The organism is Pseudogemmobacter sonorensis (assembly GCF_042762395.1).
Classification (GTDB): Bacteria; Pseudomonadota; Alphaproteobacteria; order Rhodobacterales; family Rhodobacteraceae; genus Pseudogemmobacter; species Pseudogemmobacter sonorensis.
This window is the reverse complement of the sequence record NZ_JBEFZE010000011.1, coordinates 1-23,174: the sequence shown is the minus strand read 5'-3', so window position 1 is coordinate 23,174 and position 23,174 is coordinate 1. Positions and strand designations below refer to the sequence as shown.

Sequence of the window (23,174 nt, the reverse complement as noted above, 5' to 3'; positions counted from 1 at the left end):
CTGAACTGGATTCAAAGTCTTAATGGGGGATTTCGCGGGCACAGAAGCATAGGCCTGCAGGCCCACGGCATAAGCACGCACACCTTGATCGGGAAGGGCGGCTATGCGGACGAAGCTGTCGGTCGCGTAATGTCAGCTTCAGGCCATCCCGTTAATCTTCTCGGCAAGCTTCGCAAGATCAGCCGCGTAGAATCCGGCGGCATTGATGCAGTTCGTCTCAACCAGCCGCAGGCCTTCTCCAGTGCGGCAGATGTCCATGACGTATGCTGGTGAGTAGCCCTCGTTCAACCCGGCCAACATCCGGGCGAAGTCCAGAGCATCGTCGTCGATCTCGTGGCGATACGTCACCCGCGTCCCTTCCTTGTATAGAGAGTAGGTGACGACAGCCCCATTTATGATCCAGATGCGCCACTCTTTGTGAATGCGCGCGGGTGGGGTCAGCATCATCAGCGTGTCTGGCCGCAGCGAGCCATGGGGTATCTCGTCTGCGTCGAGGACCATGACCTTGCGGGCGATCTCGCGAATCTCAGCAGCAGCTTTAACGCTTCCTGCCTGCTCCTTGCTGTCGGCCACCGGACGAATGAACCAATGACAACCATCGTCAGCCAGCTTTGCCTCGATCTCGCTGACCTGAAGAAATATTGCATCTGGACCGTTGAGCATGAAGGGCTGCCAAGGTTTCTCATGGACGAACGGCGCAATCCGAAAAACGCCGGGATGCAGGTTCTTGGCCTCCGCATACCGCCACAGAGTGTAGGAACCGAACATCACCACGGATCTATGGTCGCGCACTTCAGGCTCGGGAACAAGCTCGCCGACAAACGGAACAACCTTATGCCACGAGTAAGGGATGCCCAATCGGTCAAGCGCATCCGCCAGCTTTTCAGTGTCTTCGAACTGCTGAAGAATCCACTGCATCTCGTTCCAGTTCCTGTGCTGATCGCCAATCCACAGAGCACATGCCCGCCGGGAAGCCAATGACAGTTAAGGGTTCATTGCGGACGTTTGAACTGCCTCTATATCATCGAGGGCTGTGGAAGCTGAGGTTTCATCATGGAAATATTGCTGGCTGCAATTGGGGACTACATCCAAAAACATGTGAGGTGGCGGAGCCTCAGGTTTGCGCTTCTGGTTATTATTCTCATTTTGGGCTGCTCACTGGCAGCCATGGAGTGGTTTGTCAGAATATAGACGACCGTCCGCAATGGGCTCAAAGCAACTTTCAACGACCAGACAACGGGGCCGTTCGAGCCAGCCTGCACACGCCCGGTCCAATCGGGAAGATTTCACTTGATAGGGGTGTGCATGAAAATCGCCAAAACGTGCATGCTTATGCCTTGTTGGCAAGTTGGCAACGGGTTGGAATGGTAGGCGCGGAGGGACTTGAACCCCCAACCAAGGCGTTATGAGCGCCCTGCTCTGACCATTGAGCTACGCGCCCCCGAGAGGACCCTTTACGGACCATCCCCTTGGGACCTGTCCGGGGACCCTTCCGGCGCGGCCCCGCCCCTGCCTAAGCCAGATGCGGGGGCGGGGTCAACATGCCTTGCGACAGGGCGGGGCGATTGGGCGGGGCGGTCGAGTTGGGCGATCGAGCGAGGCGGGCTGAGCCCGAGGGCGGCGGGCCGCGTCCGGCCCCAGGGGATGCCTCGGCGCTCTCGTTTGTTGCGCGGGCCGGACAAAGCGCGTAAGGGGGCGGCGAACGGATTTCAGCGGGGATCGGGCGGATGGGCGAGGGTCGGGTGAAGGGGCACAACGGGCTGACCTATGCCGAGGCGGGGGTCGATATCGACGCGGGCAACCGGCTGGTCGACCGCATCAAGCCCGCGGCCAAGGCCACGGCGCGGCCCGGCGTCCTGGGCGGGCTGGGGGGGTTCGGTGCGCTCTTCGACCTCAAGGCCGCGGGCTATTCCGATCCGGTCCTCGTCGCCGCGACCGATGGCGTCGGCACCAAGCTGCGCATCGCCATCGACACCGGAAATGTCGATACGATCGGCATCGACCTGGTGGCGATGTGCGTGAACGACCTGGTTTGCCAGGGGGCCGAGCCCTTGTTCTTCCTGGATTATTTCGCCACCGGCAAGCTGGATGTCGATCAGGCGGCGCGGATCGTCTCGGGCATCGCCGCGGGCTGCTCGGGATCGGGCTGCGCGCTGATCGGGGGCGAGACCGCCGAGATGCCGGGCATGTATCGCGCGGGCGACTTCGACCTTGCGGGCTTCGCCGTCGGCGCGATGGAGCGGGGGCAGGCGCTGCCCTCGGGCGTGGCCGAGGGCGACGTGATCCTCGGGCTGGGCTCGAACGGTGTGCATTCCAACGGCTATTCCTTCGTGCGCAAGGTGGTCGAACTGTCGGGCCTTGGCTGGGACGCGCCCTGTCCCTGGGCCGAGGGCTCGCTGGGCGAGGCGCTGCTGGCGCCGACCCGGCTTTACGTCCGGCCCGCGCTGGCGGCGATCCGGGCGGGGGGGGTGCATGGGCTTGCCCATATCACCGGCGGCGGCCTGACCGAGAACCCGCCGCGCCTGCTGCCCGAGGGCGAGGCGCCGCTGGCCTGCGAGATCGACCTGGACGCCTTCGCCCTGCCGCCGGTGTTCCGCTGGCTGGCCGAGACGGCGAACATGGCCGAGCCGGAGTTGCTCAAGACCTTCAACTGCGGCATCGGCATGATCCTGGTGGTCGATCCGGCCCGCGCCGATGCCATCGCCGATCTGCTGGCCGGGGAAGGCGAGGCGGTGACCCGCCTTGGCCGCATCGCCGCCGCCGGGCCCGGGGGGGCGCCGGTCGTCTACAAGGGCCGGTTGCTGTGAAGCGCGTCGCGCTCCTGATTTCGGGGGGCGGGTCGAACATGCTGGCGCTGGTGCGCTCGATGACCGGGGATCATCCGGCGCGGCCGGTGCTGGTCGCGGCGAACGACCCGGGCGCGGCGGGGCTGGTGCGGGCGGCCGAGCTGGGGATCGCCACGGCGGCGGTGGACCACCGCCCTTTCGGCAAGGATCGCGAGGGGTTCGAGGCCGCGCTTCTGGCCCATATCGAGGCTGCCCGGCCCGATATCCTGTGCCTTGCGGGCTTCATGCGGGTGCTGACGCCCGGTTTCGTCGCCCGGTTCGAGGGGCGGATGCTGAACATCCACCCCTCGCTTTTGCCGAAATATCCGGGGCTGCACACCCATCGCCGCGCGCTTGAGGCGGGCGATGCCGAGGCGGGCTGCACGGTGCATGAGGTGACGGCGGTGCTGGACGACGGCCCGATCCTGGGCCAGGCGCGGGTGCCGGTCCTGCCCGGCGACAGCGCGGACAGCTTGGCCGCGCGCGTGCTGGTCGAGGAGCATCGGCTTTATCCGCAGGTGCTGCGCCGCTATGCCTCGGGGGTGCGGGCGCCGGTGTTCCTGCCCTGAGGTCCCACTCCCTGGGCCCCCGTTCCCTGGAACCCCGTCTCCTCGGCCCCCGTCGATACCGCCGTCCGATTGTCCCCAGTGCCTGTTTCCGCCGCTTCCGGCAGGGGCAGCGGCCGGGCGGCGTCGGGATCCGGGCCTTCGCGATGCGGCGGCGGATCGGGGCGGGTCAGCATCCAGCTTCCCATCACCACCAGAACCACCCCCTGCGCCGCCAGCGCCCAGCCGGGCACGCCCATCACAAGGCTCAGCCCGAAGGCCGCCGCCATGGCGATCACCGCCGCCTGCTTGCCCCGGCGCGGAATGGCGCGATGATCGCGCCAGTCGCGGATCGCCGGGCCGAAGACCGGATGCGCCAGCAGTTTCGCATGCAGCCGCTCCGAGGATTTGGCGAAACACCAGGCGGCGAGGATCACGAAGGGCGTGGTCGGCAGCAGCGGCAGCACCACCCCGAGCGCGCCCAGCCCGAGCGCGGCCATCCCGCAAGAGATCCAGATCAGACGCATGTGCCTTCCTTCGATTGGGGCCTTCGTTTGGGGCCTTCGTTTGACGGGGCCCCGCTAGACTTGACCCTCGCTTGGCCGGACGCTCGCCTGGTCGAAGACCTCCGCCGGGCCGTCTTCCGCCGCTGCTCCGGGGCCGCTAGGATGGGCCCGGCGCCGAACAGGAGCGGGCCGTCCCATGACCGAACAGAAGCGAAATCCGGTTCTGCCGCAAGGCGTCGGCCCGCATGAGGGGCGGGAATTCGCGCTCATGCGCGAGGGGCGCAAGAATGTCGCGCTGTTTTCCGAGATCGAACCCGAGGGGCTGGAGGAGATCCTGGCCGAGGGCTTTTGCCTCTTCAAATTCCCGCAGTTCTCTCTGCGGGATCGGGTCTTTTTCGCCTGGATCGTGTTCCGCGACGGGTTCGAGGGCGATGCGCTGCGGCTCAGGCAGCTTCTGAAACCCGGGATGCCGGGGATCGATCCGGCACGCGAGCACGAGATCGGCAGGATCCTTTCCTATAGCGAGGAGGAGGTGGAGGCCTTCCTGCGCCATCTGGCCGCGCGCCATGGCCGAAAGCCGCCTGCTCCGCGCGATGCTGCCTTGTGACCGGGGCCCGGGCGGTGGTCCCGTGGCACCGGCCCCGCGACGATGGCCCCCGGGCCCGTCGATCCCTGGTCGTCGATCCCGCGATATAGGCCCAGTGATATTGGCCCCGCGATATTGGTCCGGTGACCACGGCCCCGTGACCATGCTGCCGTGACGCCGGGCCCAGGACGACGGTCCCGGAACGATCGCTCCGCGATGTCGGCCGGTGATGCCGCCCGAGGGCATGCCCTGCGGTTCCTCAGCCCCCGCGACATGCTCCGCCGCGGCCCTCGCCCCGCTCCCTCGACGCCGGGCCACCGCTGCCAGGCCCGCGCCATCCGGTCGCCTGCCCAAAGCCCGCCCGGCCACCCGCTCAGACCCCGAGTGCGTCATGCGGCCGCAACACCTTTGCCCCATCGTCCCGGCCCCTGCGGCGAAAGCCTTTCCATTCCGCTGCCCAGGCCCTAATCCTTGGTCATACGGTCGCGGGGACGATCCCCGCCGCCCGCTGCGGGACAGCCCGCGCCCATAGCCAAGGACCGACGCCGAAGATGCGCACGATCACCACCACCGAAGAACTCGCCGCCTTCTGCGAGGCCGCCAAGGCCGGGCCCTATGTCACGCTCGACACCGAATTCCTGCGAGAGCGCACCTATTGGTCGAAGCTCTGCCTGATCCAGATGGCCCTGCCGGGCGCCGAGGGCGAGGCGGTGCTGGTCGATCCGCTTGAGGGGGATCTGTCGCTCGACCCGCTCTACGACCTCTTTCGCGACGAAAGCGTGGTCAAGGTGTTCCATGCCGCGCGCCAGGATCTGGAGATCTTCTTCGTCGAGGGGGGCGTTTTTCCCAAGCCGCTTTTCGACACCCAGATCGCCGCCATGGTCTGCGGTTTCGGCGAGCAGGTCGGATATGAGACCCTGGTGCGCCGCATCGCCAAGGCCGGGCTCGACAAGACCTCGCGCTTCACCGACTGGTCGCGCCGCCCGCTTTCGGCGGCGCAGAAGGAATATGCCCTGGCCGATGTCACCCATCTGCGGGTGATCTACGAATGGCTGGCGGGGCAGTTGAAAAAGAACGGGCGCGGCCCCTGGGTCGAGGAGGAGCTGGCGATCCTCACCGATCCGGCCACCTACACCACCCACCCCGACGAGGCCTGGCTGCGCATCAAGACCCGCACCACCTCGGCGCGTTTCCTGGCCGTGGTCAAGGAATTGGCGCGGTTCCGCGAAAGCTATGCCCAGGCCCAGAACGTGCCGCGCTCGCGGGTGATGAAGGACGATGCGCTTCTGGAACTGGCCTCGACCCGACCCTCGACCGCCGAGGAGCTGGGCCGCTCGCGGCTTCTGATGCGCGAGGGGCGCAAGCCCGAGATCGCCGAGGGCATCCTCGCCGCGATCAAGGCCGGGGTCGAGATGCGGCCCGAGGACATGCCCAGGCCCGCCCCCCATGCCGACCAGCCGCAGGTGAACGGCGCGCTGGCCGATCTGCTGCGGGTGCTGCTGAAGGCGAAATCCGAATCCCTCGGCGTGGCGCCGCGGCTGATCGCGCCGTCCTCGGACCTCGACGCGATCGCGGCCGGGCTGCGCGAGGTCGAATCGCTGAAGGGCTGGCGGCGCGAGGCCTTCGGCGAGGATGCCCTGCGCCTGTGCAAGGGCGAGATCGCGCTTTCCGCGCGCGGGACCGAGATCAGGATCGTCCGGCTCTGACCTTTGCCGCTGGCTGCGGGGGCTTATGCTCTGGCGCCGGGCCAGGCTTTGGCGGCTTGGGCTCCGGCCCTTGCGCAAACGGTCCGGCACGGGCGCAAAGGGGCCGACATGGGCGGCGGTTCGGTCTCGCATTCCGTCAGACTGCGGTGCGCCGATGAAGGCTGTTCGCCAGCAGGCTGCTGAAAAAGTCCTGCGGCCACCAAGCGTTGCGGTGAAAATCGGGAAACGGCTCCGGCAGCGGCCGGAAATCTGCTGGACTTCCGCAAGGAAGAAGCGCGGCCTCGATGCAAGCTCAATCCGTCTCGGCGACCTGTCGGCCGACTGCCGAGGAGGGATCTTGACAGGGGCGCGGAAACCGTTCCGGGGCCGACGAAGGCTGGCCAGAGAACGGCGCATCCCCGGCCTGCCTGAGAAGGGTTGCCTGTCCCCGGCCCGTGCGGTCCTGTCGCGTGGATGCTTTCGGCGGTCTGCCGAACCGGGAAACCCGCCCCGAATCGACAGTGAGCACCTCTCCCTCGGGCCGGATCGGCTGCGATTTCCATCCAGGCACCCGCCCGGGCAGGCCTTCCCGGCTGCCTGTCTTGGCGCGGACCGGCGGTCAGCGCCGCACGGCGCGGGCGTTCTCGGCGCCCTGGACCACGATTTCGCGCACATCGCGCAGGCGGATGTTCGACAGATGCGTGGCCACCACCACCTCGCGCGAGACCTGGGTGCCCTGGGGCTGCGGCGCGACCGGCGGGAAGATGCGGAACTCCAGCACCAGCGTGCCGCTTTCGGTCACCGGCTGGGCCACCAGTTCGGCATCCCAATAGCCCTGGCTGGGCGGCAGGCCGGTCGCGCGCACGATCGCGCCCGAGGAGAGGCGGTCCACCTCCATCGACAGCACGGTCGAGACGAGGCTGCGCGGATCGGCGGGCTTTTCGGGCAGCACCACGCGCTCGGCCCGGGGTTCCGAGCGGCCGAACCAGTTGAACGGGTTCAACCGGCTTTCGCGCACCGATCCGCAGGCGGCGACCAGCGCCAGCAGCGACAGCGCGGCCAGCGCGCGCGGCAGGGTGGAACGGGGCGAGGTGAGGGGGCGGCGCGGGCCGGAATGGGCCGCGCCGGAGGGCGGTGCGCCGACCGATGCCGAGGCGGGCCCGGATACCGAACCCGCAGCCGCCCCCGGGACCACCCCCGACAGCGGCGGGCAGGATGGCGAGCGGGAATGGAACCGGGCCGGGGCGGCAGGCGCGGGAAGGGCGGGGCGGCGGGTCATCTGTCTCTCCATCTTCCCCTCTTGGCTAGCGCAAGGGGGCGGGTTTGAAAAGCGGGGAGGGGTTTGAAAAGCGGCGGATCGGGGCGAAAAGCCCGGGGTCGGGACCTTTGGGGGGCCTTTGCCCGCTGGGGCGAAATGATGGGGCAGGCGGCGGCGAAAACCGAAGCCGGGCAGCTTCCGGCGCTGCTGAGCGCGAAACCGCGACCACGCGGCCCATCGCTTCGGCGCCATTCTCTTCCAGGCCGGGGAAGGCCATTGCCAGCGTGTCGATGAGGATCAGGGCGGGGCGTTCCGCCTTGCCGTGCGGTCCTGCCTCCGGGACATCCCGCCGCCGTCCTTGCCTCTGGACCTCGGGCGCCCGGGGGGGTAGGCCCGTCCTTATGCGCGGCGCCTTGGGGGGCCTGTCCGATGCGGGGGGCTTCGATACGAGCGAGCGCCCCCGCGTCCCGGGCAGGCCGCTCCCCTTGCCGCCCGCGCGCCCCGGGGCAGACAGAGGGAACCGCGATGGCCACCGCCGCTTTCGAAGAGATCGCCGAGACGCTGGAATTTCTCGACGACTGGGAGGAACGCTACCGCCACGTCATCGAACTGGGCCGGGCGATGCCGCCCCTGGACCCGAGCTTCCACGTTCCCGCCTACAAGGTCGAGGGCTGCGCGAGCCAGGTCTGGCTGCGCCCGCAGATCACGCTCGGGCGCTTCGACTTCCAGGGCGATTCCGATGCGATGATCGTGCGCGGTCTGATCGCGATCCTGCATGCGCTTTATGCCGGGCTGACGCCCGAGGAGGTGCTGGCCGTCGATGCCCAGGCCGCTTTCGGTCGGCTGGGGCTGAACGATCACCTCTCGGCGCAACGCTCGAACGGGCTGCGGGCGATGGTGATGCGGCTGCGCGCCCTCGCTGCCGGGGATGAGGGCTGAGGAGGCTGGGGCTGGCGGGCGCGGGCCCCTGGGGTGCCCGGCGCCTGCATCGCCGGGGTTCTCCATCGCCGCGACCTCCCGTTTCCAGGGCAGGCGGGAGCATCCGTGCCATAAGTGAAGAACCGCCGGGGAGGAACGGTCGGGCAAAAGCCGCGTTATGTCAGGTGCCGCCTAGTCGTCAGCCTCCCGCGCAGGACGAGGGAGGACGCCACGGCAGCAGCATCGCAGATCAGCCCGCAGGGCCTTTGCGAGCCCGGCGGGGGATTTCCCTGAGGTTTCTGGCGAAGGAACAGCGCGAGCCCTCGCGCGCGGGGACGAGACCGACACCATCATAACCCCAATGCGGGCCGCTGGCGCAATCCTGCGCGCGCGGGGACGAGACTCCTCGATCGCCGATTGCAGCTTCAGGAACAGGCGCGATCCCCCCCGCGCGCGGGGGGGGAGACTGTTCCCGACTCATGCCGCCATCATACTCCCGCGATCCCCCCCGCGCGCGGGGGGGGACCTTCGGTCACTATCCGGCGGATGCCGTCCGGCCGGGCGTCTCGCGCGTGGGCGGGAAGGTCCGACCATCCCTGATGCAAGCGCCGCCCGTCCCGCGCGCGGCTGGAACGGCGGGGCCGGATCAGCCCCAGAGCGCCTCGAATTCGCGCCATTCGCCCTTGGAGAGGCCGCTGCTCTCCTGCGTCACCGTCTCGCCGGTCAGGCGGCGCTTCAGGACCGCGATGGCCTTGGCCGAAAGCGTGGTGCCGCCCATGCGGTAATCCTCGAAGGCGGCATAGGCCAGCGGAACCCAGTCGCGCACGCAGGCGGCGATGGTCTCGGCATAGATGCGGATCTCGTATTGGGCATGGGGATCGGCGCGCAGCCGCAGGAAGTGGAAGAGGTTGTGCAGGTCGGTCTTCCAATACCATTGCGTATAGACGTTCGCGGGCAGGTTCATCCGCGCCAGCTCGCGCGCCAGCCCCTGCTGGCCCTCTTGCGACAGCATCTCTTCGTAATGGTCGTAGGCGCGGTTGGCGTCGGATTTCAGCAGGTCGAGCACGCGCGCGGCCTCGGGTCCTTCCAGCACCTCGCCCCGGCCCTGGTTGTTGACCTTCGACTGCGCGGCCAGATGCTCGGGGGCGGGGATGTAGAACTCGCGGTCCAGGATCGAGTAACGCGCCGAATATTCGTTCACATTCGCCGTGCGATGGCGGATCCATTGCCGCGCCACGAAGACCGGCAGCTTCACATGCAGCTTCACCTCGCACATCTCGAAGGGCGAGGAATGCCAGTGCCGCATCAGATAGCGGATCAGCCCCTCGTCGTTCGACACATGTTTGGTGCCCGCGCCGTAAGAGACCCGCGCCGCCTGCACGATGGCGCTGTCGTCGCCCATATAGTCGACGACCCGGACGAAACCGTGGTCGAGCACCGGATGCGCGCGGTAGAGATGCGCCTCCATCCCCTCGGAGACGGCGCGCAGGGTGGGGCGGGGATTGGCGCGGGCGGTCTCGATCTCGGCCAGTTGTTCGGGGGTCAGGGACATCGGCGGCCTTTCGGAAGGGAATCGGACAGGTCCTGATTACATCATCCCCGCCGAGGCCCCAAGCCTGCCCCGAGGTCGCCGGATGCGGCACCGGGCCGCGCGGCGCGGCCGGGTGCGGCGGGGGCAGGCCGGGCCGGGTGGCGGTTGAGGGCTGGCTGCGGGGGGCAGGTCGGAGGGGGCGGCCTGGACGGACGGCGGGCGGAGAGGTCGACGGCATGACGCGGGGGCTTCGGGCGGATGGAGGTGGCCGAAGACACGGGTGGCGCGGGACGGGCTCAGGCGGGGACTCAGGGGCAGGGGCCGGAGGCAACCGGCCTTGCGGACCCGGGTCGAGGGATATGGACGGAGGGGCACGATTGAGGAGCATGGCGCGCGCAGGCCGCACCTGGGCCGCTCGGGTAGTATACGCGACAGGGCGTGCCAGATCAGGACGCGCGCGGCGGGTGAGGGCTGGCAGGGGCGGCGCGCCGTTTCAGTGCGAGCCGCGCGCGCAAGGGTGAAACCCGCCGAGGAGGCCGCCTTCGTCGCGCGGATCTGTGCAAGCCGCGCGCGCAAGGGTGAAACAGAGCGGGGCCATCTCGGCCCGCTTGGGCATCTGTGCGAGCCGCGCGCAAGGGTGAAACGCATGGCGTCAACTGCGCCCAATTTCGGGGCGAGTGCGATCAGCGCGCGCAAGGGTGAAACCGGGCGAGCGGGGGCATTTCCCGCAGCCTGTGCCTCGGGTGCGCGCCCTGGAGAGGGCCTTCCATCTCCGGCTGGCCTGTTCGGCTCGTATCTGGTCGACCCGTCCCCCGCTGGCCTCTGCATGGCAAGCGACAGGGGGGGGCTGGCCGAGGCGCTTCGCGGCAATCCGTCCGCGCCTGCCGCCTGCCGCCGTTCCGCCGCCGAAGGCATGCGTTCAACCATATCTGGTGGAAGCCGACGGCAATCCCCCCGAGATCAAGCGTGATGCGGGCGGAACACGCAGGTCCGAAAAGCGCAAGCCGGATGGATTCATCTTTGACTTTCAATAGGTTTCAAGGCATTTCTTATCTGATTTTCTTGCAGGGTGGACCCGATGGTGAAGCAGTTTCTGTTGGCTCTGGCGGCGGCCGCGCTGCTTGGGGCGTGCGGCGGCAACCCGATCGGGGGCGACTCGGGCACGCCCGTCGAACCGACCGATCCGGTCGATCCCACCGACCCCACCGATCCGACGGAACCCACCGATCCGGTCGAACTTCTGCCCTCGGATGTCGCGGGACATGTGACCGGCGCCGGGCTTGAAGGCTGGACCCCGGGCGCGGGCACGCTTTCGGTGACGATGACGGCGCAGGATGCCGCCAGCCTGACCGGCGCCTATGTGCGCACGCCCGCGCGCGACGTCGGCGAATACGAGGCCTATACCTATCAATCCACTACCTCGAACCGCATGGTCGTCGCGTTGGTGCGCAAGGTCGAGGGGGTCTCGGCCATGATCGCGGTCGATGCCGGGCAATTCGCCAATTACCATGGCGGCGGCAACCTGTGGCGCGCCGATGTCTTCACCCGGCCGACCGACGGCGGGCAGGGGGCGGAATACAATTACTCCGGCACCTATACCGGGCTTCTGAATGCCGGGTTCGACACCGCGGGCGGTCCGGGCGGCGTGCTCAACCCGACCGAGTCGATCGGTGTCACCGGCCGGGCCCTGGTCACCGCCGATTTCACCGAGATGCGGATCTCGGGCGGCGTCGACCAGCGCAAGGTCGTCGGCGCGCTGATCGAGGGGCAGGACAGCCTGCCCGACATCGCGCTCTGGGCCACCGACATCACCGCCGACGGCACCTTCTCGGATGCGGTCCACCGGATCGGCACCAGCGGATGGGTGGCGGCGGGCAGTTATGGCGGCGCGTTCAACGGCGACGGCAGCGCGGTCGCGGCGGTGATGGTGTTCAATCCGACCGAGCTTCCCGAGCTTTACGAACACGGCATGATCGTCCTGCCCTCCTGCACTTCGGGCGGGGGTCCGGCTTGTCCCTGAGGGCTGGGCTTCTTGCGCTGCTGCTGGCGGGAGGAGCCTTCGGTCTGCCTGGGGGGCTACCGGTCGGCGGGCCTTCGGGGCTGAGGGCCGAGACCATAGCGCAATCGGCGGCGGAAGCCACCGGGCCGCAGGTCGCCGTCCAGACCGATCTTGAGGGCGCGCGGGATCTGGCGCGTCGCGCGCTGGCCTCGGGGAGGCCGGATCTGGCCGCCTCCATCGCGCGGCAGATCCTTGCGGCCTATCCGCAGGATCCCGGCGCGCATATGCTGCTTGCGGCGGCGCTGACGCGGGTCGGCGCGCCCGATCAGGCGGCGCCGGTGGCGCGGGCGGGCTTTCGCCTGGCCGAAAAGGGCCCGGCGCGGTTTGAGGCCGCCTATCTCACCGCCGAGGCCATGGCGCTTTCCGGCAGGCCCTGGGCCGCGAAATACTGGCTGCGCCGCGCCGCGCCCCATGCCCCCGGCGCGGCCCACAGCCAGGTGCTGGAACAGGCCTATCGCACCGTGTCGTCGCAAAGTCGGCTTGGCTTTTCGGTGGCGCTTTTCGGCGGGCCCTCGGACAATGTGAACGGCGGCAGCCTACATGACACCTTCTGGTTCCACGGCATTCCGATTCCGATCACCGAGGCGCTGCCGGGCCAGGTCTGGGGGGCGGCGTTGCGCGGCGGTTACCGGCTGGACGAGCGGACCGAGCTTTCCTTCGGCTGGACCCATCGCGAGGTCGTGCTGGGATCGCGGGCCCGCGCCATCGACCCGCAGGCGCGCGGACGCGACTTTCGCCAGGACCAGTTGACGCTGGGGCTGTCGCATGTCCGCCTGCTTGGCGGCGGCGAGAGCGCGCTGTTCTTCGGCGCGCAGATCGGGCGGCGCTGGAGCGGTGGCGAGGTCAGCGCGCATCTGGGCCGGGCGAGCCTGGGCTGGCGGCAAATGGCGGGCGGGGACTGGCTTTGGGGCGCGGGCCTTTCGCTTGAGACGGTCGACATTCCCGACCGGCCGGTGGCCGACAGCGTGACCGGGCGCCTGACCCTGTCGGCGCGGCGCGAGGCGACGCGCTTCGGCGGGGTCGAGATCGAAATCGGCGCGGTGGATGTGGATTCGGAGGCTGCGGGCATCGCCTGGCGCGGTCCCTCGCTGTCGCTGGGCTGGCGGCCGGAGATCGAGAGCCGCCACCTGGGCCTGTCGCTGGCGCTTGCGGCCGAGCGGCGCGACTACTGGCGCAGCACCGGCTACGGGCCGGACCTGTGGGCCGGGCTTTCGGTGACGGCCGAGCTGAAATCTATGGATATCATGGGATTCAGCCCGACCCTGACCCTGACCGCCGAGCGGACCCGCTCGGACCTGGTGGTGCGCGATGCCGGGGCGCTTGGCCTGGCCTTCGGGGTGTCGAGCCGGTTCTGACCGTCTCGCGCCCGCGCCCGTTCCCGCATCGGCTTTCCGCGCGGCGCGATTGCCATCCGCCGGGGCGGCGCCTATCGTTCTGGCGGATCTGGAGCCGCCTGGCCTGCGACCGCGTTGGCATCGGGCCCGGTTTGGGCCCGGGGCCAGGGGAGCGGGGCCGCGCGCGAGATCGGCCCCCATGAAACCAGCCCCCTGGAATCAACAAGGAGATCAACATGTCGATCCGCTATCTGCACACCATGGTCAGGGTCCTGGACCTGGAACGTTCCCTGACCTTCTACCGCCTGCTCGGGCTGGAGGAGACCCGGCGGGTCGAGAATGAACAGGGCCGGTTCACGCTGGTCTTCCTCGCCCCGCCCGGCCAGCCGGAATGCCCGGTGGAACTGACCTTCAACTGGGACGGCGATGCGGGCCTGCCCTCGGACAGCCGCCATTTCGGCCATCTCGCCTATGAGGTCGATGATATCTACGCCACCTGCGCCCATCTTCAGGCCAATGGCGTCACCATCAATCGCCCGCCCCGCGACGGACATATGGCCTTCGTGCGCAGCCCCGACAATGTGTCGATCGAGATCTTGCAGAAGGGCGCGCGGCTGGAGCCGGTGGAGCCCTGGGTCAGTATGGCGAATACCGGGCATTGGTGATTTTTGGGCGGCGGGGAGGGAGGGGGCGCTGCCCCCTCGGCGCCTTTGGCGCCTCACCCCCGGGATATTTTTGCAAAGAAGAATGAGGGTGGGGCCTGGTTTGGGGGTCAGGGGGTGAGGGACCAGAGCGAGAAGATATCGGGGCCGAGGCTTCGGGTTTCGCGCAGGGAAAGATGCGGGGCGGCGGCGAGGGTTTCGAGGCCGAGCGCGCCGAGCGCGGGGATGCCGTCGGCGCCGATCAACCGGCCCGCGCCGTAAAGCGCCAGGTCGTCGACCAGGCCCTGGCGGATCAGTTCGGCGGCCAGGCTGCCGCCGCCTTCGCAGAAGATCCGCGTCAGCCCTTCGGCGGCGAGCGTCCGGAAGGCCTGCGGCAGGTCGATCCGGCCCGCGCCATCGAGCGGGCAGGGCAGGAGCCTCGCGCCGCGCGCCTGCCATGCCGCGCGGGCATCGGCGGGGGCCGCGGGGCCGTGGACCAGCCAGACCGGGGCGCGGGCCGCGCTTTGGCCCAGGCGGCTGTCGGGGCTGTGCGAGAGGCGGCTGTCGATCACGATCCGGACCGGCTGCGCGGGCGCGCCGATGTCGCGCACCGTCAGGTCGGGATCGTCGGCCCGGGCGGTGCCAGCGCCCACCAGCACCGCGTCATGCGCCAGCCTCTGGGCATGGACATGGCGGCGCGACAGGGGCGAGGTGATCCAGCGGCTTTCGCCCGCCGCCGTCGCGATCCTGCCGTCGAGCGTGGTGGCGAGTTTCAGGGTCACCAGCGGCAGGCCGCGCGTCACCCGCTTCAGGAAGCCCGCATTGGCGCGCCGGGCCTCGTCGGCCAGGACGCCCTCGGTCACCTCGATACCGGCGGCGCGCAGGATGGCATGGCCCTGGCCCGCCACCCGGGGATCGGGATCGGTCAGGGCGGTCACCACGCGGGCGAGACCGGCGGCGACCAGCGCCTCGGCGCAGGGGGGCGTCCGGCCGTGATGGGCGCAGGGTTCGAGCGTGACATAGGCGGTGGCGCCGCGGAGCAGGTCCTTTGGCGGATCTTCGGCCAGGCCAGCCATCAGCTCCCGGGCTTGATCGAGCGCCATGCGCTCGGCATGGGGGCGGCCGCCGGGCTGTGTATGGCCGCGCCCGATCACGCGCCCGTCGCGCAGGATCACGCAGCCCACCGCCGGATTGGGCCAGGCCCGCCCCAGACCCCGCGCGGCCAGGCGCAGGGCATGGGCCATATGGGCCTCGTCCCCGGGGCGGGGGGGGCTCATCTCACTCCTCGGGGCGTTCGATATTGGGGCGCAACTCGCTCACGAAACGGTCGAAATCGTCGGCGGCCTGGAAGTTCTTGTAGACGCTGGCGAAGCGCACATAGGCCACGGTGTCGATCCGGGCCAGGCTTTCCATCACGATCTCGCCGATCGCGCGCGAGGGGATGTCGGTCTCGCCCAGGCTTTCGAGCCTGCGCACGATGCCCGAGATCATCTGGTCGATCCGCTCGGGGTCGATGGGGCGTTTCTGCATGGCGATGCGGATCGAGCGTTCCAGCTTGTCACGGTCGAAATCCTCGCGCTTGCCGGAGGATTTGATCACCACCAGGTCGCGCAACTGCACGCGCTCATAGGTGGTGAAGCGTCCGCCGCAGGCGGGGCAGAAGCGCCGCCGCCGGATCGAGACGTGATCCTCGGCGGGGCGGGAATCCTTGACCTGGGTGTCGATATTACCGCAGAACGGGCAGCGCATCGCGCCCTCCTTGCTTGTTGTTATTGGCCTGCCTCAAGATCCGGGTGTTTCCCCGGTTGATTGGGCCGAGCATAGACGAGGGCGCCGGATCTCGACAGAACAGAAAAGCGCCCCACAGCATATTGGGGCGCAGGTGTGGCGGTCAGGACTCAGATCGGGGGAGGAGCAGGGGCGGGGGAGCGCCCGTCCCGGTTGCGGGCGGGCGTTCCCCCGGGGGGGCGCCTAGAAGAACGCCTGCAGGCCGGTGATCGCGCGGCCCAGGATCAGCGCATGCACGTCATGGGTGCCCTCGTATGTGTTCACCGTCTCAAGGTTCACCATATGGCGGATGACCTGGAATTCCTCGGAAATGCCGTTGCCGCCATGCATGTCGCGCGCCAGCCGCGCCGCGTTCAGCGCCTTGCCGCAATTGTTGCGCTTGACGATGGAGATCATCTCGGGCGCGGCATTGGCCGCATCCAGCAACCGGCCCACCCGCAGCGAGGCTTGCAGCCCGAGGCTGATCTCGGTCAGCATATCGGCGAGCTTGAGCTGATAGAGCTGGGTCTGCGCCAGCGGCCTGCCGAACTGCCGCCGGTCGAGCCCGTATTGCCGCGAGGCCGCGAGGCAGAATTCCGCCGCCCCCAGCACCCCCCAGGAGATGCCGTAGCGCGCGCGGTTGAGGCAGCCGAACGGGCCCTTGAGCCCCTCGACATGGGGCAGAAGCGCGTCCTCGCCGACCTCGACCCGATCCATCACGATCTCGCCGGTGATCGAGGCGCGCAAGGACAGCTTGCCGCCGATCTTGGGGGCGGAAAGGCCCTTCATCCCCTTTTCCAGCACGAAGCCGCGGATCTTGCCGCCATGGGCCTCGGACTTCGCCCAGACCACGAAGACATCGGCGATCGGCGCATTCGAGATCCACATCTTGGAGCCGTGCAGCACATAGCCGTCCGCGGTCTTCCGGGCGGTGGTCTTCATCCCGGCGGGATCGGAGCCGGCATCGGGCTCGGTCAGGCCGAAACAGCCGATCCATTCGCCCGAGGCGAGCCTGGGCAGGTATTTCCGGCGCTGCTCTTCGGAGCCATAGGCATAGATCGGATACATCACCAGGCTGGATTGCACCGACATCATGCTGCGATAGCCGCTGTCCACCCGCTCGACCTCGCGCGCGACCAGCCCGTAGGAGACGTAGGAGGCGCCGAGCCCGCCGTATTCCTCGGGCACGGTCACGCCCAGAAGGCCCATCTCGCCCATCTCGGCAAAGATCGCGGGGTCGGTCTCTTCCTTCGCGAAGGCCTCGATCACCCGGGGCTGCAGCTTTTCCTGGGCATAGGCGCGGGCGCCGTCGCGCAGGGCGCGCTCTTCCTCGGAAAGCTGGTCGTCGAGGCGGAAGGGGTCCTCCCAGTCGAAGCGGGTCAGGTCGGGGGCGTCCTTTGCCTTCAGCCCGGGCTTGTCGGCCATCTGCGGGATCCTTTCGCGGCAGGGTGGGGTTGCGGGCAGGCTTGCCAGAAAGGGCGCGGAAAAGCTATCGAAACCCTGTCATGGGATCATGAGGGAAACGCATATGATACCGCGCCGCTACCTGCCGTCGATCCCCGCGCTTCTGGCGCTGGAGGCTTTGGAGCGGCTGGGGTCGGCCTCGGCGGCGGCGGCCGAGATGGCGCTGACGCAGGGCGCGGTCTCGCGCCAGATCCAGGCGCTCGAAGGGCAGTTGGGCGTGGCGCTGGTGCTGCGCGAGCGGCAGCGGCTGATCCTGACCCCGGCCGCGAGGGATTATGTGGAAGAGGTGCGCAAGGCCCTGAAGATCCTGTCGGAAGCCTCGCTCTCGCTGCGGGCCAATCCTTCGGGGGGCGCGCTGAACCTGGCGATCCTGCCCGCTTTCGGCATGCATTGGCTGGCGCCCCGGCTGGCGCGGTTCGCGCAGGCCCATCCCGAGGTGACGGTCAATCTTTCCACCCGGCTGCGGCCCTTCGATTTCGCCGGGAACGCCTTTGACGCGGCGGTGCATTACGGGCGGCGCGACTGGCCGGGGGTGTCATTCCTGAAACTCATGGATGAGGATTTCTGGCGGTCGCGGCGCCGGGGTTGCTGGCGGGCTTGTCGGTGCCGGGTGCGCCTGTGTCGGACCGGTCGGCATCGGGTCTGCCTGTGTCGGGTCTGCCTGTGTCGGATCTGCCGGTGGCGGGCGAGATCCTGCCGGTCTCGTCTGTGCCGTCTGCTGCTTCGGCTTCGGGCCAGCGCCTGTCGGGTCGGCCGGTGCCGCCGGGCCCGTCGGCGTCAAGCCCGCCGACTTCCGCCCCGACCGCCTCGACCCATCTGGTCTCGATCCCTCCCGCCTCTGCTCCGTCTCTGCAGGGGCGCGAGAGGGCAGGGGGCGGAGCGGGGGATGCGGCTCTGGCGGGGATCGGCGGGGCGCATGCGGGGGTGACGGCGCTTCTGGACCTGCCGCTCCTGCAACTTGAAAGCCGGACCGGCGATTGGGGGCGCTGGTTCGCCCATCATGGCCACCCCGGCTTGCGCCCGCCCGCCATGCTGTTCGACCAGTTCGCCACCATGACGCAGGCGGCGGTCCACGGCATGGGGCTGGCCCTGCTGCCGACCTTCCTGATCGGGGCCGAGCTGGCGGCGGGGCGGCTTGTCCCCGTCTTCGGCGGGGCGGTGCCCGCGCCGGGGGCCTATTACCTGGTCTGGCCCGAGACGCGGGCGCCGCGCGCCCCGCTGGCCTCTTTCATCCGCTGGCTCGGGGCCGAGGTGGGGGCCGAGGTGGGCGCCGTGTCGCAGGGCGGGGCTTCGGAGGGCTGACCCCGCGCGGGCGTTCCGGGGCAGCGTTCCGCCTCTGCGATCAGATAACCCGCGGGAACCCCGCCCTTGCCGGGGCGTTGCTATCGCATATCATGCCCTCGCCGGTCTATCGGGCGGGGATGATCCGGCCGTGGTGCAGGGTGGAATCGCTCCGCCCCACCTCTGCGGCCCGCAGCCAAAGGAAGAGGCCCATGCGCAGAATCCTCAGATCCACGACCACGCTTTCGACCGCCTTGTCGGTCGCGCTCGGCTCGTTCCACACCCTCCCCGCCCGGGCGCAGGTTCTGGCCGAGGATGGTTCGGTGCTCGGCCCGGACGGGGCGCTGCTGTGCAGCCCCACGGCGGATCAGGCCTGCGACCTGGAGGCGATCGCCGAGGCCTTGCAGGCAGAAGCGGTGCGGCTTGAAGCCGAGGCGGCGGCCCAGGCGGCTGCGGAGGAGGCGGCGCGGCTGGAGGCCGAGGCGGCGGCTCAGGCGGCTGCGGAGGAAGCGGCACGGCTGGAGGCCGAGGCTGCGGCTCAGGCGGCTGCGGAGGAGGCGGCGCGGCTGGAGGCCGAGGCGGCGGCTCAGGCGGCTGCGGAGGAAGCGGCACGGCTGGAGGCCGAGGCTGCGGCTCAGGCGGCTGCGGAGGAGGCGGCGCGGCTGGAGGCCGAGGCGGCGGCTCAGGCGGCTGCGGAGGAAGCAGTGCGGCTTGAGGCTGAGGCGGCGGCTCAGGCGGCTGCGGAGGAGGCGGCACGGCTGGAGGCCGAGGCGGTGGCCGAAGCTGGCGAGGAAAGCATTGCGGAGGAGGTTCCGGCCACTCAGGCACCTGCCGAGGCGGAACCGGCCGAAGGCGCGGCGCCGGATCCGGTCCCGTCCCAGGAGCCGGAGGTGGCGCCCGAAGATCAGCCCGCGACCGAGCCCGGGTCGGCTCCTGCTGCGGAAGCCGAAGCTGCTCCGACCACGATTACCGAAGCCGCACCTCCCGAAGCCGCGACCGGGGAAGCTGGGGTCGGGGAAGCCGCGAATGACCTGCCCGAAGGGGGCGCGGTGGAAGAGGGGGCGGAGGTCGGTGGGGCCGTGACCGGGGAGGCGGATTCGGCGCCAGATGCCGAGACTTCCGAGTCTTCCGGGATTGACGCTTCCGGCAGCGCGGCTTCTGGAGCCGAAACCCCGGACACAGAGAGCTCCGACACCGCGAGTCCCGAAGCCGCAACTTCCGAAACCGATGCCTCCGATCCGGTGGCGGAGGCCGTTCCGGCCGAGGCGCCTGCGCAGGGGGCCGAGGCGGAGGATCCGCCGCTCGTGACCGCCGAACCCGCGCCCGCCGCGCAGGATGCGCCCGAGGCGGTCGACGCCCCGGTGCCCGAGGCCGAGGCGGTGGAGAGCTTGCTCTCGATCCTCGCCCCCGCCGCCGAGGCGACCGCCGGGGAAGATCCCGCCGAGGGTGCTGAGGCAATGGAAGGCGGCAGCACCGCCACGGCTTTGGCGCCCGTGGTCGCGGCTGCGGCCGCGGCGCTGCTCCTGCCCTCTGGCGAGCCGGAGGCTGGCACGCCCGGCGAGGGCGCGCCGCCCCAGGACGGCCCCGCGGCCGAGGCTCTGCTTCCGGTCACCGTGGTCACCGAGGAGATCACAGCCGAGACCGCCCGCGCCTCGTCCGAGGAATTCGCCGCCGCCCCGGTCGCGGTCGGCGAGGGCCGCAAGTCCGGCCTCTCCGACCTTGAGAAGGTCGGGCTGGTCGCGCTTGGCGCCCTTGCGGTCGGCGCGATCATCAACGCGGGCAACAAGGACGAAAAGCGCGTGGTCAGCGCCACCGGCGACCGGGTGGTGGTCGAGAATGCCGATGGCAGCCATGTCGTCTACAAGGATGACGATGCGGTGCTGCGCCAGCCCGGCGTGCGCAGCGTGACCGAGACCTACCGCGACGGTTCCACCCGCACCATCGTCGAGCGCCCCGACGGCGCCCGGGTGGTGACGGTGCGCGATGCCTCGGGGCGGGTGCTGCACCGCTCGTCCTATGACCGCCACGGGATCGAGACCGTGCTGATCGACGATCTGCATGTCGTGGAACAGCCGATCATCGTCTCGGAACTGCCCCGACCCCGGCCCGACCGGGTGACGATCTCGACCTCGGACCAGGATGCCGCGCTGAAGGCGGAGCTTGCCGCCATCGAGGCCGAGGGGCTGGGCCGCAAGTTCAGCCTGCGCCAGATCCGCGAGATCGCCGAGGTCCGGGCGCTTGCCGCCACGATCGAGGTGGACCAGATCACCTTCGACACCGGATCGGCGGCGATCCGGGCCTCGGAGGCGCGCAAGCTTGCCGATCTGGGGCGGCTGGTCGAAAGCCTGCTGGCCGCCGACCCCTCGCATGTCTTCCTGATCGAGGGCCATACCGACGCGATCGGTTCGGCGGCGTCGAACCTGCTGCTGTCGGACCGGCGGGCGGAAAGCCTCGCGCTCGCGCTTAGCGAATATTTCGGCATTCCGCCGGAAAACCTGGTGGTGCAGGGCTATGGCGAGAGCGAGCTGAAGATCGACACGCAAGAGGCCGAACGCGCCAACCGCCGCGTGGTGGTGCGGCTGATCACGCCGCTGATGCGCTCGGCCGAACTGCGCTGAGGCGGTCGGGGCGCGCGATCAACCCGGCCGCCCTCGGGCGGTCGGGGTTTTGGTCGGGATTTCGGGCCGATCCCGCGCGGGCGATCCCGGGGACCTCGGTTCCATGTCCGCGATGAGACAACCCGCAGGCCCCCCCCGCCCGCCGGGGCGTTGCCATCGCATGTCATGCCCTCGGTGGCCTGCCGCGCCTCCCGGGTGTCGTTCAGCCGCCGAACCTTGCCTTGAAGTTCAGCCACATCTGCAACGCCCAGAGTGCGAGGCCGGGCAGCATCAGCCAGCTTTGAAAGCTGCGCGCCCCGCCCAGATCGCTGGCCACCACCGCAAACAATGCGCTCAGAATCGCGAAGGCCAGCGTCAGCGCCAGATTGCACAGCAGGAACATCACCATCCCCTGCCGCTCGCTGTGGCCTTCGGAGGTCACCGCCAGCACCCAGCGTCCGACCAGCATATGGCCAAGACGGATCCCGGTCGCGGCGCTGTCGCCGAACTCTTCGAGCGCGCTGCCCATCTGTGCATCGGCGACCACGCCGCGCACCCGAAACGGCCCGAGATCGACATAGGCCCGCCGGGTCCAGCGCCCGTCCCATGTGCCCTCCGACACCCGCCCGACCGGCCCGGGAAATGCCACCTGCAGATAGGGTGCCCGTTGCTTGTCCGCCATGTGACCTCCGTTATCCGCGCGGCCCCTGCGCCCCGCAACCAGAGCGGGATGCCACGCCGCAGCCCGCCGCAGGACCGCGCGCGATACCAGCGGAAATGCATATGGCCTCTCCGGGGAGGCCGACCCTTGCGGTAGATGTTGATGTGAGCAACAGGGCGACGCAACATTCGTCGTCCTGTTCCGCCTGAGTTCGACATTCCGAAGTCGGGGCTGCGATCACTCTTCTACCGCAACCGCGACCCATCTCCTTCATCCGGCTCGACGTCCGGGACGACATTGCGCAGGATCGGCGCGGCATTGGCGGAGTTCAAACCCAGAGTGGCGCGGGCGTTGCGGGTTCTTTGCGGGTCCGACGGATTTCGGACCCTGCGCGGGCGCGGGCGCGGCGGTTGCGCAACGAAAAAACGGAGGGCCGGATGCCCCCCGTTTTCGATTTCGGAACGGTTGCCGGGTTGCGCCTCGGGGCGGCGTTTCCGCTGGCATCGCCTTCGATGCCGCCCACCCCCGCGCGAACCGCGCTGTTACTTCGGCGCCACCATCATCACCATCTGGCGGCCTTCCAGCTTGGGCATCGACTCGATCTTGCCCTTGTCGCCGACATCGGCGGCGACGCGGTTCAGAAGCTCAAGCCCCAGTTGCTGGTGCGCCATCTCGCGACCGCGGAAGCGCAAAGTGACCTTCACCTTGTCGCCCTCATCGAGGAACTTCGTCACCGAGCGCATCTTGACCTGATAGTCGTGCTCGTCGGTGCCGGGGCGGAACTTGATTTCCTTGATCTCGATGATCTTCTGCTTCTTGCGCGCCTCGGCCTCGCGCTTTTGCTGTTCGTATTTGAACTTGCCGAAATCCATGATCTTGCAGACCGGCGGCACGGCGTTCGGCGAGATCTCGACCAGATCGAGCCCGGCCTCATTGGCCAGCGTCAGCGCGCGGGCGGGGGTGACAACGCCGATATTCTCGCCCTCGGCGCCGATCAGCCGGATCTCGGGCGCGCGGATGCGGTCGTTGATGCGGGGGCCGGTGTCGCGTTGGGGCGGGGCGTTGTGGGGGCGGCGTCCTATGGCAGTGGTCCTTCTGCGGGGAAATCGATGCGCGCGAATTTAGCCTTCCGGGGCGGGGCTTTCAACCCCGGGCGTCACGGGGCCGCAGGGTGCCGCGATCCCGGCCGGATCGGGCCGGAAAACCCGTGAAACCGGCCCAAAACGCCGCATCCGGGCGGGGTTCGGGCCATCCGCACTTTTCTTTCGCGGCAACTGCTGCCATAGCATCGGGCGTCCGGCGCGTCCCGCCGGTATTGGGAGATTATTGACATGAACAAGAGTGTGATCATCGGCGCCGTCGTCGTCCTTCTGGCGGCAGGTGGCTACTATCAGTTCAGCTACAAGCCCGCGCAGGAAGCCGCCGCCGCTGCCGAGGCCGCCGCCAAGGCCGCCGAAGAGGCCGCCGCCGCCGCGGCCGCCGAAGCCGAGGCGCAGGCCGCCGCCGCCGCCGAAGC

At 69.2% G+C, this 23,174-nt stretch carries 21 protein-coding genes and 1 tRNA gene; 12 read left to right on the top strand and 10 right to left on the bottom strand.

What is annotated here, in order from left to right; translation table 11 throughout:
• Positions 1-138 precede the first annotated feature (138 nt).
• Both ABNX41_RS10325 and ABNX41_RS10320 read right to left on the bottom strand, forming a co-directional pair.
• Complete coding sequence (locus ABNX41_RS10325) at positions 139-918, bottom strand: ATP-grasp domain-containing protein (protein WP_438669647.1); 780 nt, start codon at positions 916-918, stop codon at positions 139-141.
• A 447-nt stretch (positions 919-1,365) separates the two neighbouring features.
• Positions 1,366-1,441, bottom strand: a tRNA-Ile gene (locus ABNX41_RS10320).
• A 286-nt stretch (positions 1,442-1,727) separates the two neighbouring features.
• Here ABNX41_RS10320 and purM point away from each other — a divergent pair.
• Complete coding sequence (gene purM, locus ABNX41_RS10315) at positions 1,728-2,807, top strand: phosphoribosylformylglycinamidine cyclo-ligase (protein WP_438669646.1); 1,080 nt, start codon at positions 1,728-1,730, stop codon at positions 2,805-2,807.
• Entirely contained in the window at positions 2,804-3,394 is a 591-nt protein-coding gene (purN, locus tag ABNX41_RS10310) for a phosphoribosylglycinamide formyltransferase (RefSeq protein WP_438669645.1), read from the top strand. The genes purM and purN overlap by 4 nt, the downstream gene beginning before the upstream one ends.
• Here the strand turns inward: purN and ABNX41_RS10305 are convergent.
• Positions 3,355-3,897 carry a YbaN family protein gene (locus tag ABNX41_RS10305; protein ID WP_438669644.1) on the bottom strand — a complete coding sequence of 181 codons (543 nt, stop codon included), beginning with the start codon at positions 3,895-3,897 and terminating at the stop codon, positions 3,355-3,357. The two genes, purN and ABNX41_RS10305, sit on opposite strands and share 40 nt — an antisense overlap.
• A gap of 175 nt (positions 3,898-4,072) precedes the next feature.
• On the opposite strand from ABNX41_RS10305, the gene ABNX41_RS10300 reads away from it, so the two are divergent.
• Together ABNX41_RS10300 and rnd are read left to right on the top strand one after the other, a co-directional pair.
• Positions 4,073-4,483 (top strand): hypothetical protein, encoded by a 411-nt coding sequence (locus tag ABNX41_RS10300; protein ID WP_438669643.1) that lies wholly within the window; start codon positions 4,073-4,075, stop codon positions 4,481-4,483.
• A 530-nt stretch (positions 4,484-5,013) separates the two neighbouring features.
• Entirely contained in the window at positions 5,014-6,168 is a 1,155-nt protein-coding gene (gene rnd / locus ABNX41_RS10295) for a ribonuclease D (protein WP_438669642.1), read from the top strand.
• Between the two features lie 598 nt (positions 6,169-6,766).
• Here rnd and ABNX41_RS10290 read toward each other — a convergent pair.
• Complete coding sequence (locus tag ABNX41_RS10290; protein ID WP_438669641.1) at positions 6,767-7,426, bottom strand: hypothetical protein; 660 nt, start codon at positions 7,424-7,426, stop codon at positions 6,767-6,769.
• 504 nt (positions 7,427-7,930) lie between these two features.
• Here ABNX41_RS10290 and ABNX41_RS10285 point away from each other — a divergent pair.
• A complete protein-coding gene (locus ABNX41_RS10285) occupies positions 7,931-8,344 on the top strand; it encodes a SufE family protein (protein ID WP_438669640.1) in 414 nt (137 codons plus the stop codon).
• Positions 8,345-8,969: 625 nt separating this feature from the next.
• On the opposite strand, the gene thyX is transcribed toward ABNX41_RS10285, so the two are convergent.
• Positions 8,970-9,875, bottom strand: a complete 906-nt coding sequence (thyX, locus tag ABNX41_RS10280; protein WP_438669639.1) for an FAD-dependent thymidylate synthase — start codon at positions 9,873-9,875, stop codon at positions 8,970-8,972.
• Positions 9,876-10,932: 1,057 nt separating this feature from the next.
• Between thyX and ABNX41_RS10275 the strand changes: the two genes are divergently transcribed.
• The 3 genes from ABNX41_RS10275 (at position 10,933) to ABNX41_RS10265 (ending at position 13,912) form a co-directional block, all read left to right on the top strand.
• Complete coding sequence (locus tag ABNX41_RS10275) at positions 10,933-11,874, top strand: hypothetical protein (RefSeq protein WP_438669638.1); 942 nt, start codon at positions 10,933-10,935, stop codon at positions 11,872-11,874.
• Positions 11,865-13,268, top strand: coding sequence for a tetratricopeptide repeat protein (locus ABNX41_RS10270; RefSeq protein ID WP_438669637.1), 1,404 nt, complete (start codon positions 11,865-11,867; stop codon positions 13,266-13,268). Before ABNX41_RS10275 ends, ABNX41_RS10270 begins: the two co-directional genes overlap by 10 nt.
• Positions 13,269-13,483: 215 nt before the next feature.
• Positions 13,484-13,912, top strand: a complete 429-nt coding sequence (locus tag ABNX41_RS10265) for a VOC family protein (RefSeq protein WP_438669636.1) — start codon at positions 13,484-13,486, stop codon at positions 13,910-13,912.
• Positions 13,913-14,019: 107 nt separating this feature from the next.
• Here the strand turns inward: ABNX41_RS10265 and ribD are convergent, their stop codons facing one another.
• From ribD to ABNX41_RS10250, 3 genes are all read right to left on the bottom strand, one after another.
• Positions 14,020-15,132, bottom strand: coding sequence for a bifunctional diaminohydroxyphosphoribosylaminopyrimidine deaminase/5-amino-6-(5-phosphoribosylamino)uracil reductase RibD (gene ribD, locus ABNX41_RS10260; RefSeq protein ID WP_438669733.1), 1,113 nt, complete (start codon positions 15,130-15,132; stop codon positions 14,020-14,022).
• A 34-nt stretch (positions 15,133-15,166) separates the two neighbouring features.
• Positions 15,167-15,637, bottom strand: coding sequence for a transcriptional regulator NrdR (nrdR, locus tag ABNX41_RS10255; protein WP_438669635.1), 471 nt, complete (start codon positions 15,635-15,637; stop codon positions 15,167-15,169).
• 222 nt (positions 15,638-15,859) lie between these two features.
• The gene (locus tag ABNX41_RS10250; RefSeq protein ID WP_438669634.1) at positions 15,860-17,080 is read right to left on the bottom strand and encodes an acyl-CoA dehydrogenase; all 1,221 of its coding nucleotides are present in this window, start codon (positions 17,078-17,080) and stop codon (positions 15,860-15,862) included.
• A 103-nt stretch (positions 17,081-17,183) separates the two neighbouring features.
• On the opposite strand from ABNX41_RS10250, the gene ABNX41_RS10245 reads away from it, so the two are divergent.
• The 3 genes from ABNX41_RS10245 to ABNX41_RS10235 all read left to right on the top strand — a co-directional run bounded on the left by ABNX41_RS10245 (position 17,184) and on the right by ABNX41_RS10235 (position 21,018).
• On the top strand, positions 17,184-18,047 hold the full coding sequence (locus ABNX41_RS10245) for a LysR family transcriptional regulator (protein ID WP_438669633.1): 864 nt from the start codon (positions 17,184-17,186) through the stop codon (positions 18,045-18,047).
• On the top strand, positions 18,044-18,421 hold the full coding sequence (locus ABNX41_RS10240) for a LysR substrate-binding domain-containing protein (RefSeq protein WP_438669632.1): 378 nt from the start codon (positions 18,044-18,046) through the stop codon (positions 18,419-18,421). Before ABNX41_RS10245 ends, ABNX41_RS10240 begins: the two co-directional genes overlap by 4 nt.
• Before the next feature lie 191 nt (positions 18,422-18,612).
• A complete protein-coding gene (locus tag ABNX41_RS10235; protein ID WP_438669631.1) occupies positions 18,613-21,018 on the top strand; it encodes an OmpA family protein in 2,406 nt (801 codons plus the stop codon).
• Positions 21,019-21,220: 202 nt separating this feature from the next.
• On the opposite strand, the gene ABNX41_RS10230 is transcribed toward ABNX41_RS10235, so the two are convergent.
• Entirely contained in the window at positions 21,221-21,679 is a 459-nt protein-coding gene (locus tag ABNX41_RS10230) for a hypothetical protein (protein WP_438669630.1), read from the bottom strand.
• Between the two features lie 521 nt (positions 21,680-22,200).
• Positions 22,201-22,689: a translation initiation factor IF-3 gene (gene infC, locus ABNX41_RS10225; RefSeq protein WP_438669732.1), complete on the bottom strand. Its 489-nt coding sequence runs from the start codon at positions 22,687-22,689 to the stop codon at positions 22,201-22,203.
• A 300-nt stretch (positions 22,690-22,989) separates the two neighbouring features.
• Here infC and ABNX41_RS10220 point away from each other — a divergent pair.
• Positions 22,990-23,174 (top strand): hypothetical protein (locus ABNX41_RS10220; RefSeq protein WP_438669629.1); only part of this gene is annotated, 185 nt, incomplete at its 3' end.